Source organism: Gryllotalpicola daejeonensis, from assembly GCF_039538145.1.
In the GTDB taxonomy this organism is placed as follows: domain Bacteria; phylum Actinomycetota; class Actinomycetes; order Actinomycetales; family Microbacteriaceae; genus Gryllotalpicola; species Gryllotalpicola daejeonensis.
The window spans coordinates 316,180-338,701 of sequence record NZ_BAABBV010000002.1; the positions used below are offsets into that span (position 1 = coordinate 316,180).

Annotated in this window: 20 protein-coding genes; 10 read left to right on the forward strand and 10 right to left on the reverse strand. The window is 71.5% G+C overall.

Annotation, left to right across the window (positions count from 1 at the left end; genetic code table 11):
* Positions 1 to 2: 2 nt before the first annotated feature.
* Positions 3 to 686 carry an MtrAB system response regulator MtrA gene (gene mtrA, locus ABD736_RS14445; RefSeq protein WP_344792567.1) on the reverse strand — a complete coding sequence of 228 codons (684 nt, stop codon included), beginning with the start codon at positions 684 to 686 and terminating at the stop codon, positions 3 to 5.
* Positions 687 to 749: 63 nt separating this feature from the next.
* Here mtrA and ABD736_RS14450 point away from each other — a divergent pair, with 63 nt between their 5' ends.
* The 5 genes from ABD736_RS14450 (at position 750) to ABD736_RS14470 (ending at position 6,085) form a co-directional block, all read left to right on the forward strand.
* Positions 750 to 1,928, forward strand: coding sequence for a hypothetical protein (locus ABD736_RS14450; protein WP_344792568.1), 1,179 nt, complete (start codon positions 750 to 752; stop codon positions 1,926 to 1,928).
* Positions 1,922 to 2,590, forward strand: a complete 669-nt coding sequence (locus ABD736_RS14455) for a DUF4129 domain-containing protein (RefSeq protein WP_344792569.1) — start codon at positions 1,922 to 1,924, stop codon at positions 2,588 to 2,590. The genes ABD736_RS14450 and ABD736_RS14455 overlap by 7 nt, the downstream gene beginning before the upstream one ends.
* Entirely contained in the window at positions 2,587 to 3,642 is a 1,056-nt protein-coding gene (locus ABD736_RS14460) for a DUF4350 domain-containing protein (protein ID WP_344792570.1), read from the forward strand. The genes ABD736_RS14455 and ABD736_RS14460 overlap by 4 nt, the downstream gene beginning before the upstream one ends.
* A complete protein-coding gene (locus tag ABD736_RS14465) occupies positions 3,643 to 4,605 on the forward strand; it encodes an AAA family ATPase (protein ID WP_344792571.1) in 963 nt (320 codons plus the stop codon).
* Between the two features lie 94 nt (positions 4,606 to 4,699).
* On the forward strand, positions 4,700 to 6,085 hold the full coding sequence (locus ABD736_RS14470; protein ID WP_344792572.1) for a DUF58 domain-containing protein: 1,386 nt from the start codon (positions 4,700 to 4,702) through the stop codon (positions 6,083 to 6,085).
* A gap of 9 nt (positions 6,086 to 6,094) precedes the next feature.
* Here the strand turns inward: ABD736_RS14470 and ABD736_RS14475 are convergent, their stop codons facing one another.
* Positions 6,095 to 7,393 (reverse strand): MFS transporter, encoded by a 1,299-nt coding sequence (locus tag ABD736_RS14475; protein ID WP_344792573.1) that lies wholly within the window; start codon positions 7,391 to 7,393, stop codon positions 6,095 to 6,097.
* On the reverse strand, positions 7,390 to 8,385 hold the full coding sequence (locus tag ABD736_RS14480) for a stage II sporulation protein M (protein ID WP_344792574.1): 996 nt from the start codon (positions 8,383 to 8,385) through the stop codon (positions 7,390 to 7,392). Before ABD736_RS14480 ends, ABD736_RS14475 begins: the two co-directional genes overlap by 4 nt.
* An 18-nt stretch (positions 8,386 to 8,403) precedes the next feature.
* Between ABD736_RS14480 and ABD736_RS14485 the strand changes: the two genes are divergently transcribed.
* A complete protein-coding gene (locus tag ABD736_RS14485) occupies positions 8,404 to 9,285 on the forward strand; it encodes an RDD family protein (protein WP_344792575.1) in 882 nt (293 codons plus the stop codon).
* Between the two features lie 46 nt (positions 9,286 to 9,331).
* Here the strand turns inward: ABD736_RS14485 and ABD736_RS14490 are convergent, their stop codons facing one another.
* Positions 9,332 to 9,544 (reverse strand): DUF3499 family protein, encoded by a 213-nt coding sequence (locus tag ABD736_RS14490; protein ID WP_344792576.1) that lies wholly within the window; start codon positions 9,542 to 9,544, stop codon positions 9,332 to 9,334.
* A gap of 75 nt (positions 9,545 to 9,619) precedes the next feature.
* Between ABD736_RS14490 and ABD736_RS14495 the strand changes: the two genes are divergently transcribed.
* On the forward strand, positions 9,620 to 10,063 hold the full coding sequence (locus ABD736_RS14495; protein WP_344792577.1) for a metallopeptidase family protein: 444 nt from the start codon (positions 9,620 to 9,622) through the stop codon (positions 10,061 to 10,063).
* A gap of 25 nt (positions 10,064 to 10,088) precedes the next feature.
* On the opposite strand, the gene ABD736_RS14500 is transcribed toward ABD736_RS14495, so the two are convergent.
* The 4 genes from ABD736_RS14500 to manA all read right to left on the reverse strand — a co-directional run bounded on the left by ABD736_RS14500 (position 10,089) and on the right by manA (position 16,453).
* Positions 10,089 to 11,516, reverse strand: a complete 1,428-nt coding sequence (locus ABD736_RS14500; RefSeq protein WP_344792578.1) for a DUF5719 family protein — start codon at positions 11,514 to 11,516, stop codon at positions 10,089 to 10,091.
* Positions 11,517 to 11,519: 3 nt separating this feature from the next.
* Complete coding sequence (locus ABD736_RS14505; protein WP_344792579.1) at positions 11,520 to 14,474, reverse strand: glycosyltransferase; 2,955 nt, start codon at positions 14,472 to 14,474, stop codon at positions 11,520 to 11,522.
* A 79-nt stretch (positions 14,475 to 14,553) separates the two neighbouring features.
* A complete protein-coding gene (locus tag ABD736_RS14510) occupies positions 14,554 to 14,877 on the reverse strand; it encodes a WhiB family transcriptional regulator (protein WP_120789821.1) in 324 nt (107 codons plus the stop codon).
* A gap of 259 nt (positions 14,878 to 15,136) precedes the next feature.
* Positions 15,137 to 16,453: a mannose-6-phosphate isomerase, class I gene (gene manA, locus ABD736_RS14515; protein WP_344792580.1), complete on the reverse strand. Its 1,317-nt coding sequence runs from the start codon at positions 16,451 to 16,453 to the stop codon at positions 15,137 to 15,139.
* 114 nt (positions 16,454 to 16,567) lie between these two features.
* Here manA and ABD736_RS14520 point away from each other — a divergent pair, with 114 nt between their 5' ends.
* The 3 genes from ABD736_RS14520 to ABD736_RS14530 all read left to right on the forward strand — a co-directional run bounded on the left by ABD736_RS14520 (position 16,568) and on the right by ABD736_RS14530 (position 20,557).
* Positions 16,568 to 17,773, forward strand: a complete 1,206-nt coding sequence (locus tag ABD736_RS14520; RefSeq protein ID WP_344792581.1) for an acyl-CoA dehydrogenase family protein — start codon at positions 16,568 to 16,570, stop codon at positions 17,771 to 17,773.
* A 139-nt stretch (positions 17,774 to 17,912) separates the two neighbouring features.
* The gene (locus tag ABD736_RS14525) at positions 17,913 to 19,238 is read left to right on the forward strand and encodes an O-antigen ligase family protein (protein ID WP_344792582.1); all 1,326 of its coding nucleotides are present in this window, start codon (positions 17,913 to 17,915) and stop codon (positions 19,236 to 19,238) included.
* On the forward strand, positions 19,235 to 20,557 hold the full coding sequence (locus tag ABD736_RS14530; protein ID WP_344792583.1) for an O-antigen ligase family protein: 1,323 nt from the start codon (positions 19,235 to 19,237) through the stop codon (positions 20,555 to 20,557). The genes ABD736_RS14525 and ABD736_RS14530 overlap by 4 nt, the downstream gene beginning before the upstream one ends.
* On the opposite strand, the gene ABD736_RS14535 is transcribed toward ABD736_RS14530, so the two are convergent.
* Positions 20,545 to 21,537 (reverse strand): glycosyltransferase, encoded by a 993-nt coding sequence (locus ABD736_RS14535; RefSeq protein ID WP_344792584.1) that lies wholly within the window; start codon positions 21,535 to 21,537, stop codon positions 20,545 to 20,547. The two genes, ABD736_RS14530 and ABD736_RS14535, sit on opposite strands and share 13 nt — an antisense overlap.
* The gene (gene galE, locus ABD736_RS14540; protein WP_344792585.1) at positions 21,534 to 22,520 is read right to left on the reverse strand and encodes a UDP-glucose 4-epimerase GalE; all 987 of its coding nucleotides are present in this window, start codon (positions 22,518 to 22,520) and stop codon (positions 21,534 to 21,536) included. Before galE ends, ABD736_RS14535 begins: the two co-directional genes overlap by 4 nt.
* Positions 22,521 to 22,522: the final 2 nt, after the last annotated feature.

Below are 22,522 nucleotides of genomic sequence, written 5' to 3' on the forward strand. Positions count from 1 at the left end.
CTCTAAGCCGTCGCGCCCGCGCGGTAGCCGACGCCGCGCACGGTCTGCACGATGCGCGGGTTGTCGGGGTCGTGCTCGACCTTCGCGCGCAGGCGCTGCACGTGCACGTTCACGAGCCGGGTGTCTGCCTTGTAGTGGTAGCCCCAGACCTGCTCGAGCAGCATCTCGCGCGTGAACACCTGCTGCGGCTTGTTCGCGAGCGCGAGCAGCAGATCGAACTCGAGTGGCGTGAGGTTGATCCGGGTGTCGCCGCGGCGCACCTCGTGCGCCGCCACGTCGATCACGAGGTCGCCGACTGACACCGAAGGGGTCGTCGCGCCGGCGTTCGACGGCCGCAGACGGGCGCGCACTCGGGCGACCAGCTCTTTCGGGTTGAAGGGCTTCACCATGTAGTCGTCGGCGCCCGACTCGAGGCCGCGCACCACGTCTGCCGTGTCGGACTTGGCCGTCAGCATGATGATGGGCACGCCGGATGCCGCGCGGATGCGCTCGGCCACCTCGATGCCGTCGAGGCCGGGCAGCATCAGGTCGAGCAGCACGAGATCAGGATTCGACTGCCGGAAGGCATCGACCGCCTGGGCGCCGTCGGCGCAGAACACCGGGTCGAAGCCTTCGCTGCGCAGGACGATGCCGATCATCTCCGCCAGCGCGGTGTCGTCGTCGACAACCAGGATTCGTGTGGTCATTTGTCCCCAGATCACGCCGGAGAATTCGGGTCTCCGGGCTCCTGGTTCTCTAGGGTACTGGTTATGAGCGATCAGACCGCCTGGCGGCCACCCCAGTACGGGGCTGCGCCCGCCTGGTCGCCACCGCCGAAGCCCGGCCTGATTCCCCTGCGGCCCTTGACCTTCGGCCAGCTGCTCGGCACGCCGTTCCAGGTGCTGCGCCGCAACACCGGCGCCCTGTTCGGAGCCGCGATTCTGATCCAGGTGATCGTCCTGCTCGGGTCGCTGTTGATCGTGGGCGGCGCGACGGCGTGGCTCATCTACCGCACCGCCCAGGCGAGCGACGCCGACAGAGACGCCGTCATGGCGGGCGGCATCGCCGCCGTCATCCTCGCCGCGCTCATCACGGTCGCGCTCAGCGTGCTCGCCGGCGGCGTGCTGCAGGGCATCGTCGTCATCGACGTCGCGAACGGCGTGCTTGGCCACAAGCCGCGCGCGGCCCAGCTCTGGCACGCGACCCGCGGGCGCCGCTGGGCTCTCGCCGGCTTCATCGTGCTCGTGGGGCTCGCGCTGCTCGTCGGCCTCGCCGTGCTCGGCGGCATCGTGGCCGCGATCGTGATCCCGGGGGCGACGCAGGGCGGCGGCGGGGGCGGCGCCCTCATCGCCGTCGGCGTCCTCGTCGGACTGGTCGGCGGCGCGGGGTTCGCGGTGCTGTGGGCCTGGCTGTGGGGCAAGACCTCGCTTGCGGCATCCGCCATCATGCTCGAGCGGCTCGGAATCCGCGCCGCCATCGCCCGCTCGTGGCGCCTCAGCCGCGGCGGCTTCTGGCGCGTCTTCGGGTCGCAGATCCTCGTGATCATGATCTGCGCGGTCGCGACCCAGATCGTCAGCACGCCGATCTCGTTCGTCTTCGAGTTCGCGTTCAGTGCCGCGTTCCCCACCGGCACGCCGTCGTCGCTGACCGGCGTCGACACCGCTTCGCTCGTGATCGCCGCCGTCTCGTACGGCGCCCTGATGCTGTTCTCGCTCGTCGTTGGGGCGATCACGAACGTCATCCAGTCCGCCACGGGCGCCGTCGTCTACATCGATCAGCGGATGCGCCGCGAGGGCCTCGACCTCGTGCTGACGCGCTTCGTCGAAGACCGGCAGGCCGGGCGCCCGCTCGGCGATCCGTTCGCGACACCGCAGTTCACGACGCCGCCGTTCGCCGCGCCGCCGCAGTACGGCCCGCCGCAGCCGCCCTACCCGCCCCAGGCGTGGTGAGCTTCACCGCAGGGGTCAGCGGCCCGCCGCTCACGCCCGACGACGACACCGCCCGGCGCTGGCTCACGAATGAGCTGAGCAAGCCCGAGTACGCCTCTGCGCGGCCCAACTGGTTCGACCTGGTGAGCCAGCGCATCGCCGAGTGGTTCGGCTCGCTGCACGTCAAGGGCGTGGGCGGCCCGTCGGGCTTGTGGCTCGCGGTGATCCTCGCCGCGATCGTGCTCGTGATCATCGTCCTCGCGTTCCTGCGCTACGGGCGGCCCCGGCTGAACCGTCGCCGCAGCGCCGACCGCCTCGGCGGCGAGGTGGCCGACACCCGCACGGCCGACGAGCTACGCGCGGCGGCCGACCGCGCCGCGGCGCAGGGCGACTGGTCGCTCGCGGTGCTCGAGCGCTTCCGCGCGATCGCGGCGTCGCTGGCCGAGCGCACGGTGATCTCCGTGCGGCCGGGCACCACGGCGCACGAGGTCGCGCTCGAGGCATCCGTCGTCTTCCCCGCGGAGGGCGCGCCCCTGCGCGACGCGGCCGACACTTTCGACGGCGCGCGCTATCTCGGCCGCCCTCAGGACGGCGCGGCGCACGAGCGCCTGCGCGCGCTCGATGAGCGGCTGCGACGCGCGACCCCTCAGTTCGCGGCGAACGCTGAGGCGGTCGCGCAATGACGACCACAACGACAGGGCCGGATGCCTCGCAGGCGCGTGCCGGTCAGGCATCCGCCCCCGTCCTCACTCCCACGCTCCGCCAGCGCCTGCGCGCGTCGCGCGGCCGGTTCATCATCGGCGCGATCATCGTGGTCGTCGCGATTCTCGGAGTGCTGATCGCGGGCCAGTCCGCGCAGCAGCGCCCCGCCCTCGACCCCGACAGCGCGACGCCGACGGGCGCAAAGGCCCTCGTCTCGGTGCTGCGCGACCACGGCGTCGACGTGCGCGCCGCCTCGAGCCTCGACCAGGCGGGCCGCGCCGCCGCCGGAGTGGCGCCCGACGACCTGACGATCGCGCTCTTCGACCCGAACGGATTCCTCGCGCCGGCGAAGCTCGCAGCCGACGACCGGCTCGACGCGCGCACGGTGCTGATCGACCCGGCCAAGAGCACCGAGAAGGCGATGCGGGCGACCGGGCGCGACGTCGCCGTCATCAGCACCCCCACCGTGCTCGAGAACGAGCACATCATCGAGAGCGACAACGCGGGGCAGGCCATCCGGCTGCTCGGCGGCACGAAGGTGCTGATCTGGTACACGCCGAGCTTCGCCGACCTCGGCGTCAGCGGACCCAAGACGATCGCCGACCTCACTCCCCCGTGGGTCACGCCGCTCATTCTGCTCGCGGCGCTGGTCGCCGTCGCTGCGGCGATCTGGCGGGGGCGCCGCTTCGGACCGCTCGTCGTCGAGGATCTGCCGGTGGTCGTGCGTGCGAGCGAGTCGCTCGAGGGCCGCGCCCGGCTCTATCAGCGCTCCGACGCCAGGCTCAGCGCGCTCGACGCCCTGCGCATGGGCGCCGTCGGGCGGCTCGCGAAGTCCGTCGGGCTGGGTTCTGGGGCGACGGTGACGGATGTCTGCGCCGCCGTCGCCGCCCAGGCGAGGCTCGACCCCGGCGAGGTGCGCGCCGTGCTGCTCGACGCCGTGCCGCGCACCGATGCAGAACTCATGGACCTCTCCCGACGGGTCGCCGCAGTGGAGGAATCCGTCACCCCATCGACAACGATCAGGAAGAGCTAGATGACAGCGGAAGACGACCAGCTCAGGCACGCCTTCGGGCGTGTGCGCGACGAGGTGGGCAAGGCGGTGGTCGGCCAGGGCGGCGCCGTCAGCGGGCTCATCATCGCCCTGCTCGCGAACGGCCACGTGCTGCTCGAGGGCGTGCCCGGCGTCGCGAAGACCCTGCTCGTGCGCGCGCTCTCGACCGCGCTCGCGCTCGACACCAAGCGCGTGCAGTTCACGCCCGACCTGATGCCGGGCGATGTCACCGGCTCGGTCGTGTTCGACCCGGCGAGCGCGAAGTTCGAGTTCCGCGAGGGGCCGGTGTTCACGAACATCCTGCTGGCGGACGAGATCAACCGCACGCCGCCGAAGACCCAGTCGGCGCTGCTCGAGGCGATGGAGGAGCGCCAGGTCTCGATCGACGGCGTCTCGCACCAGCTGCCGCACCCGTTCATCGTGGCGGCGACGCAGAACCCGATCGAATACGAGGGCACCTACCCGCTGCCCGAGGCGCAGCTCGACCGCTTCCTGCTCAAGGTCACGCTGCCGCTGCCTGAGCGCGACACCGAGCTCGAGGTGCTGCGGCGCCACTCGGGCGGCTTCGACCCGCGGGCGCTCGAGGCGGCCGGCGTGACCGCGGTGGTCGGCGCGGCCGAGATCGCGGCGGCGCGCGCCGCCGTCACGCGGGTGGGTGCACGGGACGACGTGCTCGGCTACATCGTCGACCTCGCGCGTGCGACGCGCCTCTCGCCGTCGGTGCGACTCGGCGTGAGCCCGCGCGGCGCGACGGCACTGCTCGCCGCCGCGAAGGCGTGGGCGTGGCTGTCGGGCTACGACGCGATCACGCCCGATCACGTCAAGGCGATGGCCGTGTCGGTGTGGCGCCACCGTATCCAGCTGCGGCCGGAGGCCGAGCTCGAGCAGGTGACGGCCGACGCGATCCTGCAGTCGATCCTGCAGCAGGTGCAGGTGCCGATCTAGTGGCGCAGCCGTTCGATGAGAGGTGCCGAAAGGTCGGGTGCGCTCAGCGCGACCCGCGTTTCGGCACTGCTCGGCGCGGGCGTCGGGGGTCGCGATGGCACTGACCGGGCGCTTCGCGATCGTCGTCGCCGTCGGCGCCGTGCCGCTCGTGCTGCTCGGCAACACCCTCGGTGCCGCCTGGGGCGTGCTTGCCACGTGGGTCGTGCTGTGCGCGCTGCTCGCCGCCGTCGACGTCTGGATCGCGGCTTCGCCGCGCACGCTGACCCTCGCGCGCGACGTTCCCGGGCGCGTGCGGCTGGGCGAGTCGGTCGCCTCGCGTCTCGTGATCGGCAATCAGGGCCGACGGATGCTTCGCGCGACGATCCGCGACGCCTGGCAGCCCTCGGCCGGGGCCTCGACCACCCGGCAGCGCACTGCGGTTCCCGCCGGCGAGCGCCGGGCCGTCACGCTCACGCTCACGCCGACCCGCCGCGGCGAGCGCTGGGTGCAGCAGGTGACCGTGCGCTCCGTCGGCCCGCTCGGCCTCGCCGCCCGGCAGGGGGTGCTGGCACTGCCCGGGCGCGTCCGCGTGCTGCCGCCGTTCCTCTCGAGGAAGCACGTGCCCTCGCGGCTCGCCCGGCTGCGCGAGCTCGACGGGCGCACGGCGGTGATGATCCGCGGGCAGGGCACCGAGTTCGACTCGCTGCGGGAGTACGTGCGCGGCGACGACGTGCGCTCCATTGATTGGCGTGCTACGGCCCGGCGCACGGATGCGGTCTCCCTGCGGCCTGCGGCCGAGTCGACGGGCGGCGGCGCGGCGGGTGCAGCCGCCGTCGCGACGACCCCACGCCTCGTCGTGCGCACCTGGCGCCCCGAGCGCGACCGCCGCATCGTCATCGTGGTCGACTCGAGCCGCACGTCGGCCGCACGAATCGGCGACGAGCCGCGCCTCGACACGGCGATCGAGGCGAGCCTGCTGCTGTCCGTCATCGCCGACCGCGCCGGCGACCGCATCGACCTGCTCGCGTACGACCGCCGTGTTCGGGCTCGCGTGCACGGAGCCTCGGGGGCGGAGCTTCTCGGCAGGGAGGTCGACGCCCTGGCATCCGTTCACCCCGAGCTCATCGAGATGGACTGGCGCGCGATCCCGGCGCAGGTGCGCGCGCTGACCACCCAGCGTTCCCTCGTGGTGCTGCTCACCTCGCTCGACTCGATCGGGGCGGCGCAGGGGCTGCTGTCGGTGCTCGGGCAGCTCACGGCGAAGCACACGGTGCTTGTGGCATCCGTCATCGATCCGGACGTCGCCGAGGCCACGCGCGACCTCGACGACCGCGCCGAGGTCTATCGGGCGGCGGCCGCCGAGCGCGCGCTGCTCGACACCGCGCGGCTCGCCGATGCCGTGCGGCGCCTCGGCGCGCACGTCGTGACGGGCACCCCAGAGGGCCTGCCGCCCGCCGTGACCGACGCGTACCTCGGCCTCAAGGCCGCCGGCCAGCTGTAACCCGGCCCGTCAGCTCGCCTCGGCGGCCTCGAGCGTGTGCGGCAGCTTCTTCATCGTGCGCAGCGGCGAGAACACCAGCACCGCGATCGTCGCGAGCGCCGCGAGCACGACCCCCAACCACATCGTCGGCACCACGCCGAACCCGCCGCCGAGCCACCCCGCGACCGCCGCCGCGATGGGCGTCACGCCCCAGACGACGAAGCGGATCGACGCGTTCATGCGCCCGAGCAGTCGCGGCGGGCACAGTCGCTGACGGAACGACACCTGCGCGATGTTGTAGTTCAGCACCGTGAAGCTGAACACGAACATGCCGCCGATGAGGAACGGGATCGACGCGGCGGGGAGCACCGCCGCGAGCATGAACACGATGCCTCCGAGCGCGGAGCCGAGCGAGCTCCACACGATCAACGAGCCCTCGCCGACGCGACGCATCAGCCACGGCGTGGTCACCGCCCCGAGGATGCCACCCGCCGCTCCGATGCCCTCGATCACGCCGAACACCGTCGGCGTGAGGTGCAGCTCGCGCAGCACGAACAGCGGAACGAGCGTGGTCATGAGCCCTTCGAAGAGGTTCGTCGCACCCGTGTTGATCGTGATGCGCGTGAGCAGACTGTGCGTGAAGACGAAACGCAGGCCCTCGCCGATCTCGGTGAAGAGCGAGGTGTGATCGGATGCTTCGCGCTTCGGCTCGTCGTCCCTGATGGTCGCCACCGCGATCATCGAGGCGAGGTAGCCGAGCGCCGTCGCGAACAGCAGCAGCGGTGCCTTCACGACGGCCAGCAGCGCACCGGACAGCGCAGGTCCGCCGACGCGGGCCACCTGCGCGCTGGTCTCGAGCCCGGAGTTCGCCGGCGCCACGTGATCGGAGACGACGAGCCGAGGCACGATGCTCTGATAGGTCACGTCGAAGAACACGGTGGCGCCGCCGACGATCGCCGCGACCGCGTAGAGCTGCCAGATGTGCAGCGCGCCGAACAGCCACGCGGCGGGAATCGTCAGCAGAGCCGCCGCCCGCACGGCATCTGCGGTGATCATCACCCGGCGCTTGCGCATGCGGTCGACCCAGGCGCCGACGGGCAGCCCGATCACGAGGAAGGCGAGCTGCTGGGCCGCGGTCAGATAGCCGACCTCCTGCGCGGTCGCGCGCAGCATCACCACCGCGATGACCGGGATCGCAAGCGTGCCGAGGTTCTCGCCGAGCTGGCTGAGGCTCTCGCCGACCCAGAGCCGCTGGAAGTTGCGGTTGCGCCAGACGCTTCCCGTCACGGGTGCCGCCGGCCCGGCATCCGTCACGTCATCGCTCGTCACCCCGCGACCAGCTGCGTCGCGCCGCGATCGACCTCGTCGAGGTCGCCGGTCTCGCCCGCCCGCGCGGCGCGGCCGCCGACCACGAGCAGGTACGCGAGGAAGGCGAGCAGCGCCACGGCGCCGATCAGCAGCTTGGCCCACACGGGCAGGTGCGACGGCGTGACGAACCCCTCGATGATGCCCGAGACGAAGAGCGAGATCGTGAGCCCGATCGCCACGATGAACAGGGCGCGGCCCTCTTCGGCGAGCGCCCGCGAGCGGGTGCGCGGCCCGGGGGCGACCCATGCCCAGAAGATGCGGAATCCGGCCGCCGCCGCCACGAACACCGAGGTGAGCTCGAGCATGCCGTGGGGCAGCACGTACGAGAAGAACACGTCGCCCTTGCCGAAGGCGAACATGGCCGCCGCGTCGATACCGACATTGACGGCGTTCTGGATGATCACGACCGCGGGGTAGATGCCCGTGATGCCGAACGCGATGGACTGCGCCGCGACCCACGCGTTATTGGTCCACACCTGGCCGGTGAAGCTCGCCGCCGGGTTCTCGCGGTAGTAGTCCACGAAGTCGCTGTTCACGAGCTGCTTGAGGTCGGTCTGCTTGCCGAGGGCGGCGAGCACCGCGTGGTCGCCGTTGATCCAGCTCGCAAGCAGTACGGCGATGGCGACCGTCGCGAACGCGATGGCGAGCGTCGGCCAGCGCAGCCGGTAGAGCGCGGCAGGCAGGTGGAAGACGAAGAAGCGCGGCACGGCGCGCAGCGGGTTGTCGGACGCCCCGGTGAACCGCAGCCGCGCTCGCGAGAGCGACACCGACAGCCGCTCGCCCGCGGCGCTCTCGCCCGCGGTCGACGCGATGGTCGACAGCTGCGCGGAGCCGGTCTGGAACAGCTCGATCAGCTCGTCGGCCTCGCGGCCCGTGAGCACGCGCCGTGAGGCGAGGTGGTCGAGCCGTTCCCACTCGCCACGGTGGGCGGCCGTATAGGCATCGAGGTCCATCGTGCTTTGATGATAGCCATGGCCGCAGGTTCGCCGACCGTCATCTCCACCGCCGCCGATCGTCGCGGCCCGGGTGGCCTGCGCGACGCCGACGGACCCGATGCGATCGTCACCGGCGAGGCGGTCGCGCTGGCGGTGCGGCCTGCGGGATTCCTGTGGCGAGCCCTGTCCGGATTCATCGACCTGGCGTGCTCTGTCGGGGTGCTGATCCTGCTGCTGACCATCATGGCGGCGCTCGGCTCGCACCTCGACGACGCGGCGCAGGCCGCGCTTGCGATCGTGTCGGTCGTGCTGGCGTTCCTCGCCTATCCGATCATCTGGGAGGTCGCCTCACACGGCCGCTCAGCCGGCCGCTTCGCCGCGGGCACCCGCATCGTGCGGGACGACGGCGGCGCGGCAGGCATCCGTCATGCCTTCGTCCGTGCGCTCGCGGGCGTCGTCGAGATCTACCTGACGCTTGGCGGGCTCGCCGTGATCGTCGCGCTGCTCAACGGCCGCTCGAAGCGCATCGGCGATCTGCTCGCCGGGACCTACGCGCAGCACGAGCGCGTGCCGCGCCTCACGCCGTCGTTCCTCGCCGTGCCGCCGCACCTGGCGGGCTGGGCGCAGCTCGCCGACGTCGCCGCGCTGCCGGATTCGCTCGCCCGCCGGGTGAGCGCCTTCCTGGCTCAGCAGCAGCACCTGTCCCCTGCGGCCCGGGCAGGTCTCGGCGCTGAGCTCGCCGCCGAGGTGGCGCCCTTCGTGCACCCGCTTCCCGCGGCTGACCCGGTCACGCTCCTCTGGGCGGTCTCGGCCGTGCGCCGGCTGCGTGAGGCGCGCGCCCTCGACGCCGAGGCACGTCGGCTCGCGGCGCTGACACCGACCCTCGCCCGCCGCCCGAACGCCTTCCCGGATCGCTGAACGCACGCCGCCGAGTCGCGCCCCGCGCGCCGGCCGGCGGCTCAGCTCAGCGGCCGGTGCCGAGAGTCTGGTGACGCACCACGCGCCAGCCCTGTGGGGCCGAGAGGCGGTCGGCGTGGTCGGCGCACAGATCGAAACCGTGGGGCGAGCGCTCGGGCGCGAGCGGACCGACGACGGCCATCGAGTCGGCGTACACGTACGTCAGGGTGGCGACCGCCTCGCGCTGACAGGTCGATTTGGAGCACTGGCGGTCGAGCATGAATCGAGACTACGCCCGGCCTCCGACGCCGGCCGCCGACGCTCCGAGAACCCCGCGCGGACATAGGATTCCTGCATGCCCCGATCCCGACGCCGAGAGGTGCAGCCCACTCCCCCGAAGCGACTGAACCGCCACGGGCGGCGCGGCGTGCGCGGGCCGGTCACGGGGCCGCACCTGCCGATGCTGCAGGGCCGTATCGACTTCTTCGAGATGGCGGTCGCCTCGTGTGCCGACTACCTGAAGGGCCTATGGCCGGATGCCTTGGCAGACGTCCGCTTCGAGATCGCCGCGGCGCCTGCGGGCGCCCTCGGCGCCGAGGACGTCGAGCGCTGGGCGGTCGACACGGTGCGCGGCCGCATCACGCTCTTCCGCGTGCCGATCGAGCGCCTCGCGAAGCTGCACCGCAACGACGAACTGCACAAGCGGATGCTGATCGAGAGCTGCGTCTACCGTGCAGTCGCCGAGTACCTCGGCAAGGACCCGTGGGACCTCGCCCCCGACCGCTTCCGCCACTTCTGAGTCGGAGCCGGGCCGGCTCCGGCCGTCAGCGCTTGTAGACGGTGAGCGCCGACGCGCTCGCGCTCGTCGGATACGCGACGTATGCCGCAAGCTGCCCGGGGCTGGCGAAGGTCACCGACGCGACCACTCCCTTCGCGTCCGGAACGCGGAGCACGTCGGGCTTCGTGAAGGCGTGCGACGCCGAGCCGTTGGCGGGCACCGTGATCGTCGACGACTGCTTCCCCTCGAGCGTCAGCGTGACCGCGTCGCTCGACGTGTTGGTCAGGTGCAGCGTGGCGTTCCCGCCGCCGATCGGGATCGCGGCGGCACCCTTCAACGGCGTCGCCGCCGCATACCAGGTGAAGTCGGTGCCCTTCTTGGCGACGACGGTCGAGGTGTGCACCGACGCGACGATGGGCTCGCTGCTGTCGACCGTGATCGTGTAGGTGCCCTTGCCGGCCTTCTCAAGAGGGACCTCGGAGACGACGCCGTGCCCGACGCTGGCGGTCAGCGCGGTGCCGGCGCCCTTGCCGCTCGCGGGCTTCACACCGATCGACAACTTGGCATCCTTCGTGCCGACGGGAAGCACCCGGAGGACCGGCACCCCGCCATCGCCCGAGTCCGTCGCGGTCGCGGCAGACAGGGCGGTGCCGTCGAACAGCGCGCCGGGGATCACGAGCTTCTTCGCGGGCGCCGCGGTCGGCCCGACCCACTCGACCCCCTGCGGCGTGACGCCGGACACCTCGGATTCCTGCAGCTGCGCGCTCACCGTGCCGCCGGTGCTCGTGACGTGGACGACGGTCGCGCTCGCGTTCGGCACGAGGCCGGCCAGCGGCACGACGCGCTGGCTGTGCGGCTTCACGACGATGCCCGTGCCACCGGCCGCCTCGGCGAGGCCCTGCTCGGAATACGGCTGGACCGCGACGGTCGCGCTGACGTCGCCCGGGTTGTCGAGGATGACGAGCGTGGTGGCGCCGAGCGACGTCGCGCCGCCGACGAGCCACTGGTCGAAGTCGGGCTGCACGCAGTTCGCGGCCGCGGTGCCGCTCACCTCTGCGGTCTTCTCGGTCACGGTCTGCGCGGCGGCGACCAGGGGCTCCTTGCCTCCGTCGGTCGCAGGCTGTCGATACGCCCGGGGCGCAGCGCCCCCGGGGTTCACGTTCGTGGTGCTCAGGTCGACGGCATCCGGTTTCGCTCCGGCGCCGCCTGAGACCACCTGCGGGGTGGACAGAGCGGAGATCGCGGACGTCGACGCATCCGAGCCGAGCTGCAGCAGGGGCCCCGGGCAGGCGGCGGTCGCCGTCGCCGGCACCGGAGTGACGGAGCGCGAGACGGCGTGCGCCTGCGAGCTCGGCAGCGGCAGCGTGGTCACCGCGGTCACGACGACGACGCTGGCGGCGATCCCGGCGGCGCCGGCGAGCACGCGCACCCCGGCGCGGGTCAGCGATGCCCGGCGGTTGGTCTGCTCAGTCATGGGCTAGGCCTCCTCGTCGTAGCCGCCGGCGGCGGCGTAGGCGGGTTCACGGTCCACGTCGGGCTCCTGCGTGCTCTCGTCGTCGAGGACGGGCTCATCGGATGCCTCGGCCTGCGCGTCTTCTCCAGCCACGGCCTCAGCGGGCACCCCCGCGCCGTCCTTCGGCCGACGCATCCGTCGCCGCGGCGCAGCCGTGTTCCCGATCGGCACCGCGAGCAGCGCGAACACGCCGAAGACCACGGCGAGCATCAGCACGATGAGCGGCTGGCGCCAACCGCCCGGGTTGTCGGGCAGCGGCACGGGGGCGATGTCCTTGGTGGTGCTCCACAGCGTGCCGGTCGACGTGGCGCCGACGCGCGCGAGCAGCGCATTGCCGTCGAGCGCGGTCTCGGCCCGACTGCTGAACGCCTGCTGGCTCACGTCGGGCGCGGAGCCGGTGTTGAGGAACATGAATCCGATCCCGAAGCGCGTCAGGTCGTCAGAGGCGTCGAAGCCGCTGCGCGAGACGAGGTTCACCGCGAGGCGCGCGAGCTCCGAGCTGCTCGGCGAGAGGCTCGCGTCGGTCGACGCGAGCGTGCTCTGCCGGTCGAGCGTCTCGCCGGTGCCGTGCACGATGCCGGCCGTGATCGTGCCGGGCTCGCCAGGCGTCACGACGAGAGTCGCCGTGCGCGGCTGGGTCGACGCTTCCGCCATGACGTACGCGGGCAGTTGGCCACTCGGGTTGGCGCGCACAGGCGACGAGCCGAGCACCCCGCTGAGGGCGAGCGGCACGATGGCCGCGAGCGCGCCGATGCCGGCGACCCACGACGGCCCGACCGAGAAGCGGCCGAGGCCCGCGAGCGCGCACAGCGCAGCGCCCGTGAGGCCGAGCCAGTAGAGGCTGAGACCCGACCCCGCCCACAGGCCGACCGTGTGCTCGCCGGAGACCTGCAGCGCGCTCTGCGAGCAGATCGCGGCGGTCGCGAGACCGAGGAAGGCGCCGAGCAGTGCCCCTGCGGCGCGCACCGTAGGGCGCAGGAACAGCGCGAGCAGTGCGAGCACGGCCAGGGGCGCGATCAGCACGATCAGCACGATCGTCATCGCAGACGGAGACCAGCCGAGCGCGTCGGCGAGGTGGTGCCAGCCGCTCGTGGCCCCGCCCGGGAACCCGAGCAGCAGCTGCCACGTCGAGGCGGCGTCGCTCGGCACGGGAACGCCGGGGTCGGCGAAGATGCGCAGCGGATGCCCCGCCCCGATCTGCGTCAGCGCGAGCGGCAGGAACAGCGCGATCGCGGGCAGGGGAACGAAGAGCGCCCGGAAGACACTGCGGCCGCTCGCAGCGGTCCACACGAGCCACGCGACCGCGAGTGCGGGAATCAAAGACGGCGCGCAGGCCGCAACGCCCGCGGCGAGCAGTGCGGTCGCGCCGGCCGCGGACCACGAGCGACGGGCCGTCACGGCAGCGAAGACCAGCCAGGGAAGCAGCACGTGCGCGAGCACGGCGGCCGGCCGGCCGGCGGAGAGCGCGGCGAGCAGAGGCGGAGCGAACGCCCAGGCGAGGGCGAAGACGGCGCGGATGCCTCCGCGTCGGGTGAATCGCGCGGCGAGCAGCCACGCGCCGATCGCCGCCAGCGGCATCGCGGCGAACCACAGCAGCACGATCGAGAAGGACGGGTTCCAGAACGTCAGCGAGCCGAGCAGCGCGAGCACCGCCTGGAAGGGATCGCTCGGCCCGATGAATCCGACGCCCACATCACGGAAGCCCCAGCCGATGCCGCTCCACAGCTGCCCGACGGAGGTGTTCAGCGGCAGCAGCCCGCCGCCCCCGAGGACACTTGCACCGAGCAGGCGGACGCCGATGGCGACGGATGCCGCAAGCGTGGCCACGAACACCCAGCCGCCGCCCGACCCGAAGAAGTCGAGTTCGCGCCACTCGCCGTGCGCCGCGTTGAGGGCGGCCTCGCGCGACAGCATCCGTCGTCGCCTCAGCTCGGAAGCCGGCAGCCGCAGCGGAGCGACGACGGCCCAGCCCGCGCGCTTCGACTTCGAGACGTTGCGGCGCGCGGCGGCGAGGTGGCTGTCGGCGAACGCGACTTGGAACGCCGCGGCGAGCTCGCCGCCGACGGCCCCGGGGCGCTTGCCCACGAGCCAGCCGATCGCCCGCGCGACGCCGAGGGGAACGAGTGAGAGCCAGTGCAGCACGAGCGCGGCAGCCGGGGCGTAGGCGAGCCTGCGGTGCAGCTGCGCGACCCGGCGCTGGCGGTGGCTGACGCGCTCGGCGCCGGTGCGCTGCGAGAGGCGCGGGCCGACGACTCCGTCGCCGCCGATCGCCACGCGCGCGCCGGGGGCGACCACGACGCGATGGCCGGCGAGACGGGCGCGCACGCAGAAGTCGAGGCCGCCGTCGACGACCGGAAGAGCGGGGTCGAGGCCGCCGATCGCGTTGAACACCTCGTGGCGCACCAGCATCCCGGCCTCGTGCACGCCGAGCACGTCGGAGGCGCCGTCGTGCTGGCCCTGGTCGAGTTCGTCGTCGACGAGCGGCACCGTCGCGCCGAAGTGGGTCATGGTCACCCCGAAGCCGCGCAGCCGCGTGCGGTCGTCCCATTCGACGAGCTTGGGGCCGGCGACGGCGACAGACGGCGAGACCTCGCCGACGGCGAGCAGCTGCTCGAGAGCCTCCGGCTCGGGTGCGGTGTCTTGGGCGAGCAGCCACAGCCACTGCTGCGCGTGCACCGGCGGCTCGACGGCGCGCACCGCAGCGGCGACGGCGGCGGGGAAGGTCAGCTTCTCTTTGGTGGCGAGGTGCTGGGTCGGCACGAACGCGGCGACCGCGGGGGTGACGTCGCCATTCGAGCCGGTCTCGATCACGACGACGGAATCGGGACGGCGGGTTTGTGCTCGCAGCGACTCCAGTGTGCGCTGCACACGCGCCGCCCCTTGGCGGACGACGATGATGGCGGTGACTGTCTGAAGCATCGCGGTCAGCCTAGGTAGCTACCGCGGCCGGTTTCGGCAGCGCCGTAGGCGCGTCACGAAACCTGGGAGCGCGGTGGATCTAGCCTGCGCGCCGACGGAGCTTGCGGCGCTCGCGCTCGGACAGACCGCCCCAGATGCCGAAGCGCTCGTCGTTCTGCAGCGCGTACTCGAGGCACTGCGCGCGCACCTCGCACGACGTGCAGATCTTCTTGGCGTCTCTGGTCGAGCCGCCCTTCTCAGGGAAGAACGCCTCAGGGTCGGTCTGCGCGCACAGCGCGTCTGACTGCCAAGCGAGGGCGTTCTCGTCTTCATCGACGTCGGCCCGGCGGACGCCGGGCACACCAAGTCGTACAGGATCGACAAACCAGTCGTCCGGCACCGCGGAGCGATAAGCATCAGTCATCGAACTCCCCTTTCCCCACCACGGCCCCGACCCCTCGGAACCGCCCAATCGCCGGTCGCGCCGCTTTGGCGCTCGACCAATTACACCCGTGTAATTCACCCCGCGTCAAGTCGCGAATATTAGGGGCAGACAGATCGCTCGCGGTGCCCGGGCGTGTCGCGTGTCCCAGAATTTGCGAGATCGGAATGAAGCGATGTCTACCCCCCATTGGGGGTCACACCCGAATCGGTCGCACCCGGGCTGGGTTAGACCGACGGTTCTAGGCCACGATGCCTGCGCCGGTGGTGGCGAGGAACAGCTCCCCCGCTCCTGTGAGCGTGAGCTGCTGCTCGTCCGGGGTGATGAAGACGGACTGCCCGCGGGCGAGCACGACGCCGCCCGAGCGCCCTGCGAGTTCGAGCGTACCTTCCGTCGCGAAGGCGATCGCGGGAGCAGAGAGACGGATGCTGGTTCCGCCGGCACCCCCATCGAGCACCGCGTGCACCAGCGCGAAGTCCGGCACGTCGGGGCGGAAAACCTCGATGCCCGGCGCCGGCTCACTCGGCTCGATCAGCGGCGCCGGCAACGGGGTGAAGTCGAGAACGCGGCCGAGCTCCGGCACATCGATGTGCTTCGGGGTGAAGCCGCCCCGCAGGACATTGTCGCTCGCCGCCATCAGCTCGATGCCGAGCCCCGACAGATACATATGAATGTTCCCGGCCGGCATGTACAGCGCCTGCCCGCGCACGAGCCTCACCCGGTTGAGCAGCAGCGAGATCACGACGCCGGCCTCGCCGGGGTACGCGTCGTTGAGAGAGATCACCGTCTCGAACGGCAGCAGGGCCGGGTCGAGCGCGTCGACGCTCTCGAAGTCGTCGGCGCCGCACTCGGCGAGCACGAGGCGCGCGGCGCGCACCGTCTCGTGCACGAGCTCGTCGACCTCGCCGCCGCCCGTGAGCAGCCACGTCACGGCGTCGCGCAGGGCGGCGCCGTCGTCGGCCGCAGCGGCGAGGCGGTGCGCGAATGCCGCGAGCAGTCCTGACGCCGCCGCCGGATTGAGCTGGTCGACATCTTCCGCCCCCTGCGCCGCTTGGATCAGCCGGGCGAGATCGCTGGCGATCGCGGCCCTGCTGCGGAATCCGCACAGCGCATGGAACGCATCGGAGAGCGCGAACAGCATCTCGGGCTTGTGGAAGGCGTCCTTGTAATTGCGGTGCGGCGCGTCCAGCGGAATGCCCGCGGCGTTCTCGCGCGCGAAGCCCTCGGCTGCCTGCTCGGGCGACGGGTGCGCCTGCAGCGACAGCGGCGCTCCCGCAGCCAGCACCTTGAGCAGGAACGGCAGGCGCGGCGCGATTCCCGCCGCCTGATCGGCGGCGACGAGGTCGCTGCCGAGTACGGTCTGCGGGTCGGCCGCGATCCACGCAGCGAGATCGGGGGCCGGGGATGCCCCGTCGATGCGCGCCGGCGAGCCGGGGTGCGCCCCCAGCCACAGCTCCGCCTCCGGATCCCCCGACGGGGCGCGGCCGAGCAGCCGCGCGATCGCCGTCAGCGAGCCCCAGGCGTAGTCGCGGGGGGTGTTGTCGATCCGCACAAACATCCGGGCTGCTCCTCGCATCGTCACGTCAGCAAAGCCACACCAGGCTATCGACCGCTTCGCGCCCGAACGTAGCCTGGCGGCGACCACCCCGCAGCAACGGAGCTCACCACGAACATGACTGACACCGCCATCGCCCCCGACGCCGTCTTCGAGCCGCTCGTGTCCGACTTCTTCGGATTCGCCGCAGAGCTGACCGACCTTGAGAAGGAGGCGCTCGCGAAGCTGCGGGCCTATCTCGAGGCCGAGGTGAAGCCGCTCGTGACCGAGCACTGGGAGAAGGCGACCTTCCCGCACGAGATCATCCCTGGGCTGCACGCGCAGGGCATCGCCGCCTTCGGGTGGGACGAGACGAAGCCGTTCCCGAACTCCGCGGTCTTCCGCGGGTTCGTCGCCCTCGAGCTGGCTCGGGTCGACGCATCCATCGCCACCTACGTCGGCGTGCAGAACGGCCTGGCCGCCGGCGCGATCTCGCTGTGCGGCGACGCCGACCAGCGCGCCGAGTGGCTTCCGAAGCTCGCCTCCGGCGAGGTCATCGGCTCGTTCGGGCTCACCGAGCCGCTCTCCGGCTCGGACTCGGCGCAGGGCCTGCGCACCACCGCCCGCCGCGACGGCGACCACTGGGTGCTCAACGGCTCGAAGCGCTGGATCGGCAATGCGACGTTCGGCGACGTGACCGTGATCTGGGCGAAGGACGTCGCCGATGACCAGGTGAAGGGATTCATCGTCCCGAACGACACCCCCGGATTCGTCGCCACCAAGATCGAGAACAAGGTGTCCTTGCGGATCGTGCAGAATGCCGACATCGCCCTCACCGACGTCGTCGTGCCCCACGCGAACAAGCTCGTGAACGCGAACTCGTTCCGCGACACCGCCCGCGTGCTGCGCCACACGCGCGCCGAGGTCGCATGGGAGGCCGTCGGCATCGCGATCGGCGCCTACGAGGCGGCACTCGCGTACGCGAAGGAGCGCGTCCAGTTCGGAAAGCCGCTTGCCAAGCACCAGCTGATCCAGGACCTGCTGGTGAAGTCTCTCGGCAATATCACCGCGTCGCTCGCCCTCGTCGTGCAGGTCTCGAAGATGCTCGACACCGAGACGCAGCGCGACGAGCACTCGGCCCTCGCCAAGGCCTTTGCGACCTCGAAGATGCGCGAGACGGTCGCCTGGTGCCGCGAGGTGCTCGGCGGCAACGGCATCGTGCTCGATCACGACGCCGCGCGCTTCTTCGCGGACTCCGAGGCGATCTACTCCTATGAGGGCACGCGCGAGATGAACACCCTCATCGTCGGCCGCGCGATCACGGGCCAGGCGGCGTTCGTCTAGCTCGGGACCGCGCCGAGGGGTGCCGTGATGGGCCTCTGCTCGCCCAGAGCACCATTTCCGCACCCCTCGGCGCGAGCGCGCCCGTCAGTCGACCGTCGCATCAGCGATTCCTGAGGGCGGGCGCCGATACCCTTTGGTTATGAGGACACCGGTCGCGCCGCTGCACCCCGCCGCGGGCATCCTCGCGACTCTCTCGTTCTTCACGCTGTTCGCCGGTGACTTCTGGCGCGACCTCGTCGGCTGGCCCGCCTATCTCGCGATCGCCGGCGTGCTCGCGATCGCGAACGTGGTGTGGATCTTCCTCGCCCGCCCGCAGCTGCCGTTCCGCAAGTGGCCGAAGATGCTGCTGCTGTTCGTAGCGCTCGCGATCGCCTCGATCGGGTGGGCGCGCTATGAGGGCACGAGCGGCCCGGGCGGTCACCAGGATGTGCTGCTCGGTGCACTCGCGCTGATCGCGGCCGGAGTCGCGGGGCTCGCGCCCGCGCTGATCCTCTCGCAGCGGCAGCTCGCCAAGATCCTGAGCGCGGCGCTGCGCTGGGTGCTCGGGCTCTCGTTGCTGTTCGAGCTCATCGTGGCCGTCATCATCCGGCATCCGATTCTGCCCCTTGCCCGCGTGCCCGGCGTCGACTACTCGGGGAACGTGCCCGACGCGTTCCACTGGAGCCGCAACGACCTGCTGCACGGCGGGCCTATCCAGGGCATCGTCGGCAACGCGGACCTGCTCGCGATGTGCGCTCTGATCGCTCTGATCGTCTTCGTGCTGCAGCGCGTCGACCGCGTCTCGCGGCCGTTCTGGGGCTGGTTCTGGATCGTCGTCGCCGCGCTCGTGCTCGCCCTCACCCGCTCGGCGACGGTGACCGTCGCGCTCGTCGCCACGGCGGTCGTGCTCGGCTTCGCGCTGTGGGCGCGGGCGCGCGGGCAGCGCGGTCGCGGCCCGATCTATCTGAGCGCCATCGCGCTCGTCGTCGTGGTGGTCGGCGGCGTGCTCGCCGCGTGGACCGAGTTCACAGCCCTGTTCGGCAAGGAGCCGAGCCTGACCGGTCGCACCGACATCTGGAATGCGGTGATCCCGCTCGCGCAGCAGCACTCGGCGTTCGGCTGGGGCTGGCTCGGCTACTGGGTGCCATGGGCGAAGCCGTTCGACGGGCTGGCCGTGCGGCACGGCGTGCAGTACCTGCAAGCGCACAATGCCTGGCTGGATGTCTGGCTGCAGCTGGGCATCGTCGGAGTGGTGGTCTTCGCCTGCCTCGCGATCACGACGCTGGGCCGCGCCTGGTTCATGGCGGTGGACCGCCCCGTCACGGACGCCTCGACCAGGCATCCGTTCAACGCCCTCGCTCTGCTGCCCCTGCTGGTCTTCACCGCCCAGCTCGTGCAGTCGATCGCCGAGAGCCGCATGCTGATCGAGAGCGGGTGGGCGCTGCTCGTCGTGTGGTCCGTGACGACAAAGGCGAGCAGGCCGTGAGCCGCGGGGGCGGCTGGCGCGCGTTCGAGGAGCCTCTGCGGAACTTCTTCGGCTCCGGCCGGTTCGTGAACGCGCTGTCGCTCGTGATCGTCGGCTCGGCGTTCTCGACCTTCGCGATCGTGCGGGTCGTCGCCTGGCCGGGGCTCGTCGGGGCGTTGTGCGTCATGGTCGTGCTCGCGACGCTGTCGTTCATCGCGCGCCGCGGGAGGCACGACTCGCACGGGCTGATTCCGGTGTCACTGCTGGTGTTCGTGGCCTGGTGCACGGCCAGCGTGATCTGGAGCGAGAACCCCGGAACCACCGTCGCCTCATCGCTCTATCAGCTCGCGTGGGCCTACCTCGCGATCTATCTCGCCATGGTGCGCGACACGATCCAGGTCGTGCGCGTGGTCGGCGACGCGCTGCGGTTCCTGCTCGCCGGGTCGCTGGCGCTCGAGGTGTTCAGCGGACTCGTCGCCTCTGAGCCGGTGCACTATCTCGGGGTGAGCGGCACGATCGCGCACCTCGGGCCGATCCAGGGCATCTTCGGCAGCCGCAACGCGCTCGCGCTGATCTCGGTGATCGCGTTGGTGACGTTCTTCGTCGAGTGGCGCACGCGCTCGGTGACGCGCGGGCGCGCGGCGCTCTCGATCCCGCTCGGGGCGATCAGCCTGCTGCTGTCCCGCTCCCCCGTCGCCGTCGTCGTGATCGCGCTCGTGACTGTCGCGACCCTGGTGCTGATGGCGTTGCGTGCGGTCAAGGACGAGCGCCGCAGGTTCACCGGGCAGGTCACGATCGCGATTGCGACGGCCGTTGCCGCACTCGTCGCGTGGATTCTGCGCGACCCGATCATCGGCCTGCTGGACGCGCGGTCGATGCTCAACGTGCGGCACGCCCTCTGGATCCAGATGTGGGACTTCACCAAGGCGAACCCGCTGGTCGGCTGGGGGTGGACGGGCATCTGGCGCGGCAACCTGTTCCCGTTCAGCCTGATCAACCAGCTGAGCGGCACGCCGGAGGCGAACGGTCTCAATGCCTACCTCGACGTGCTGCTGCAGCTCGGCTGGGTCGGCGTGCTGATCTTCGGCGTGATGGTGGTGCTCGCGACGGGGCGGTCATGGCTCGTGGCATCCAACAAGCGCAGCGTCATCCACATGTGGACCCCACTCGTGCTGATCGCCCTGCTCGCCACCTCGGCGACGGAATCGGTGACCCTCGTCGACTACGGCTGGCTGCTGCTCGTGATCTGCACCGTCAACGCCTCGCAGAACATGAGCTGGCGCAGCGCGCTGCCGCAGGCGCCCGTGCCGCCCGCACGCTATGGGCACTACGGGCGCTGAAGCAGATCACGGGCGATGTCGAGCGTTCCCTGGCTTGCGTAGCGCGGGTACAGTCCACGGGCGGCCAGACGCAGGATCGAGGGGATGCGGGCGAGCCGCGCCTCGGGCATGCGTGAGCGCGTCAGCTCGAAGGCCGCCTTCGCCTCGATCTGACTGAGCTGGTCGGCAGGCAGGCCAGTGGCACGCGCCCAGGCCGCGAGGTCGGCGAACTTGGCGGCGAGCAGCTCGTTACGGGTGCCGCGCGGCTCAAGCATCCGCCTGATCTTGTAGCCGAGCGTCGGCTCGTTGACACCGATCTCGTTGCCGCCGTGTTGGCGGTAATCGATGGTCTGCTCGCGCAGCACGCGCACGCCGCCGTGTACCGCGGCGACGATCGCCAGCCATTCGTCGTGCACCCAGCTGGCCGGGAACGGCAGAGCGAGCTCAAGCAGCTCGCGGCGCAGGACGACGGTGGCACCCGTGGCGAGGTTGCGGCGCAGGAACGCGGGAAGCGCATCGCCGGACTCGATGAGGCCGAGCTCGGCCTCGGTGACACCGAGGCTCTCGAAGAGGCCGAGCTCGAGGGGCGCCCCCCGGCCGTCGACCAGGCGGGCGTCCGTGAACAGCAGCAGAGCGGCCGGGTCGGCGGCGAAGACGCGCGCCGCCCGCTCGAGCTTGTCGGCGTGCCAGACGTCGTCCTGGTCGCTGAGCGCGATGAGGTCTGCGCCGGTGCCTGCGGCGGCGCGCACCGCACCCTCGAAGTTCTTGGTCACGCCGAGCGCGGGGCGGTTCTCGATGATGCGCAGCTGCGGGGCATCCGCTCTTACGACGGAATCGGCGCCCGCAAACGCGCGCCGCGCGAGCGCCACCGTGTCGTCGGTCGACGCGTCGTCTGACAGTACGACGACGGCGGGCTGATACGACTGCGTGCGCATGCTGGCGAGCTGCGGCTCGAGGAATCGGGCGCCGTTGTGCGTGCAGAGTGCGACGGCCGCCGTCACGCCGGGCGCCCCGCCGCGCGGGCGGCCTGGTGCGCGGCCCAGTCCGACTGCACGATCTCGTCGATGCCGCGCTTGGCCGTCCAGCCAAGCAGGCTGTGGATGCGCGCAGCCGAGGCGACCGACGAGGCCGGATCGCCATCGCGCCGCGGGCCCACCTCGGCTGCGAGCGGCGAACCCGACGCCCGCAGGATCGCGTCGACCATTTCATGCACCGTCGTGCCTCTGCCGGTGCCGACGTTGAGGGGTGTGTTGCCCGCGGGTGCCTCGGCCAGGTAGTCGAGTGCCGCGACGTGCGCCTCGGCGAGGTCGACGACATGGATGTAGTCGCGCACGCAAGTGCCGTCGCGGGTCGGGTAGTCGTCGCCGTGGATCAGCGGCGGCAGCCCGCGATCAAGGCGCTCGAACACCAGAGGGATCAGGTTGCCGCCACCGTGGTTTGCCAGCGTCACGGAGCCCGCGCCCCCGACGTTGAAGTAGCGCAGGCTAGTCGCGCGCAGTCCGAAGGCGATGGATGCCGCGGAGATCAGTTGCTCGCCGGCGCGTTTCGTCTCGCCATAGGGGCTGATCGGGGCGAGCGGTGTGTCCTCGCCGATCGCCTCGCCCGTCGCCGAGCCGTAGACCGCGGCGGACGACGAGAACACGAGGCGGTCTACCCCCGACTCTTCCATCGCCATGAGCAGGTGTGCGAGGGATGTGAGGTTCTGCTCGTAATACCAGGCGGGTCGGCGCACCGACTCGTCGACGGATTTGCGGGCAGCGAAGTGCATGACGGCGTCGATGCGCTCCTTGCGCAGCAGTGCGGCGACGGTGGCCGAAGCCGCGTCGGAGACCAGGTCGATCTCGACGAGCGGGAGGCCGGGGATGCGCTCGGTGCCGCTCGCGGAGAGGTCGTCGAGCACGACGACGTCGTCGCCGCGCGCAGCGAGCGCGGCGACGACGTGCGAGCCGATGTAGCCGGCTCCGCCGGTGACGAGGACCCGCATGC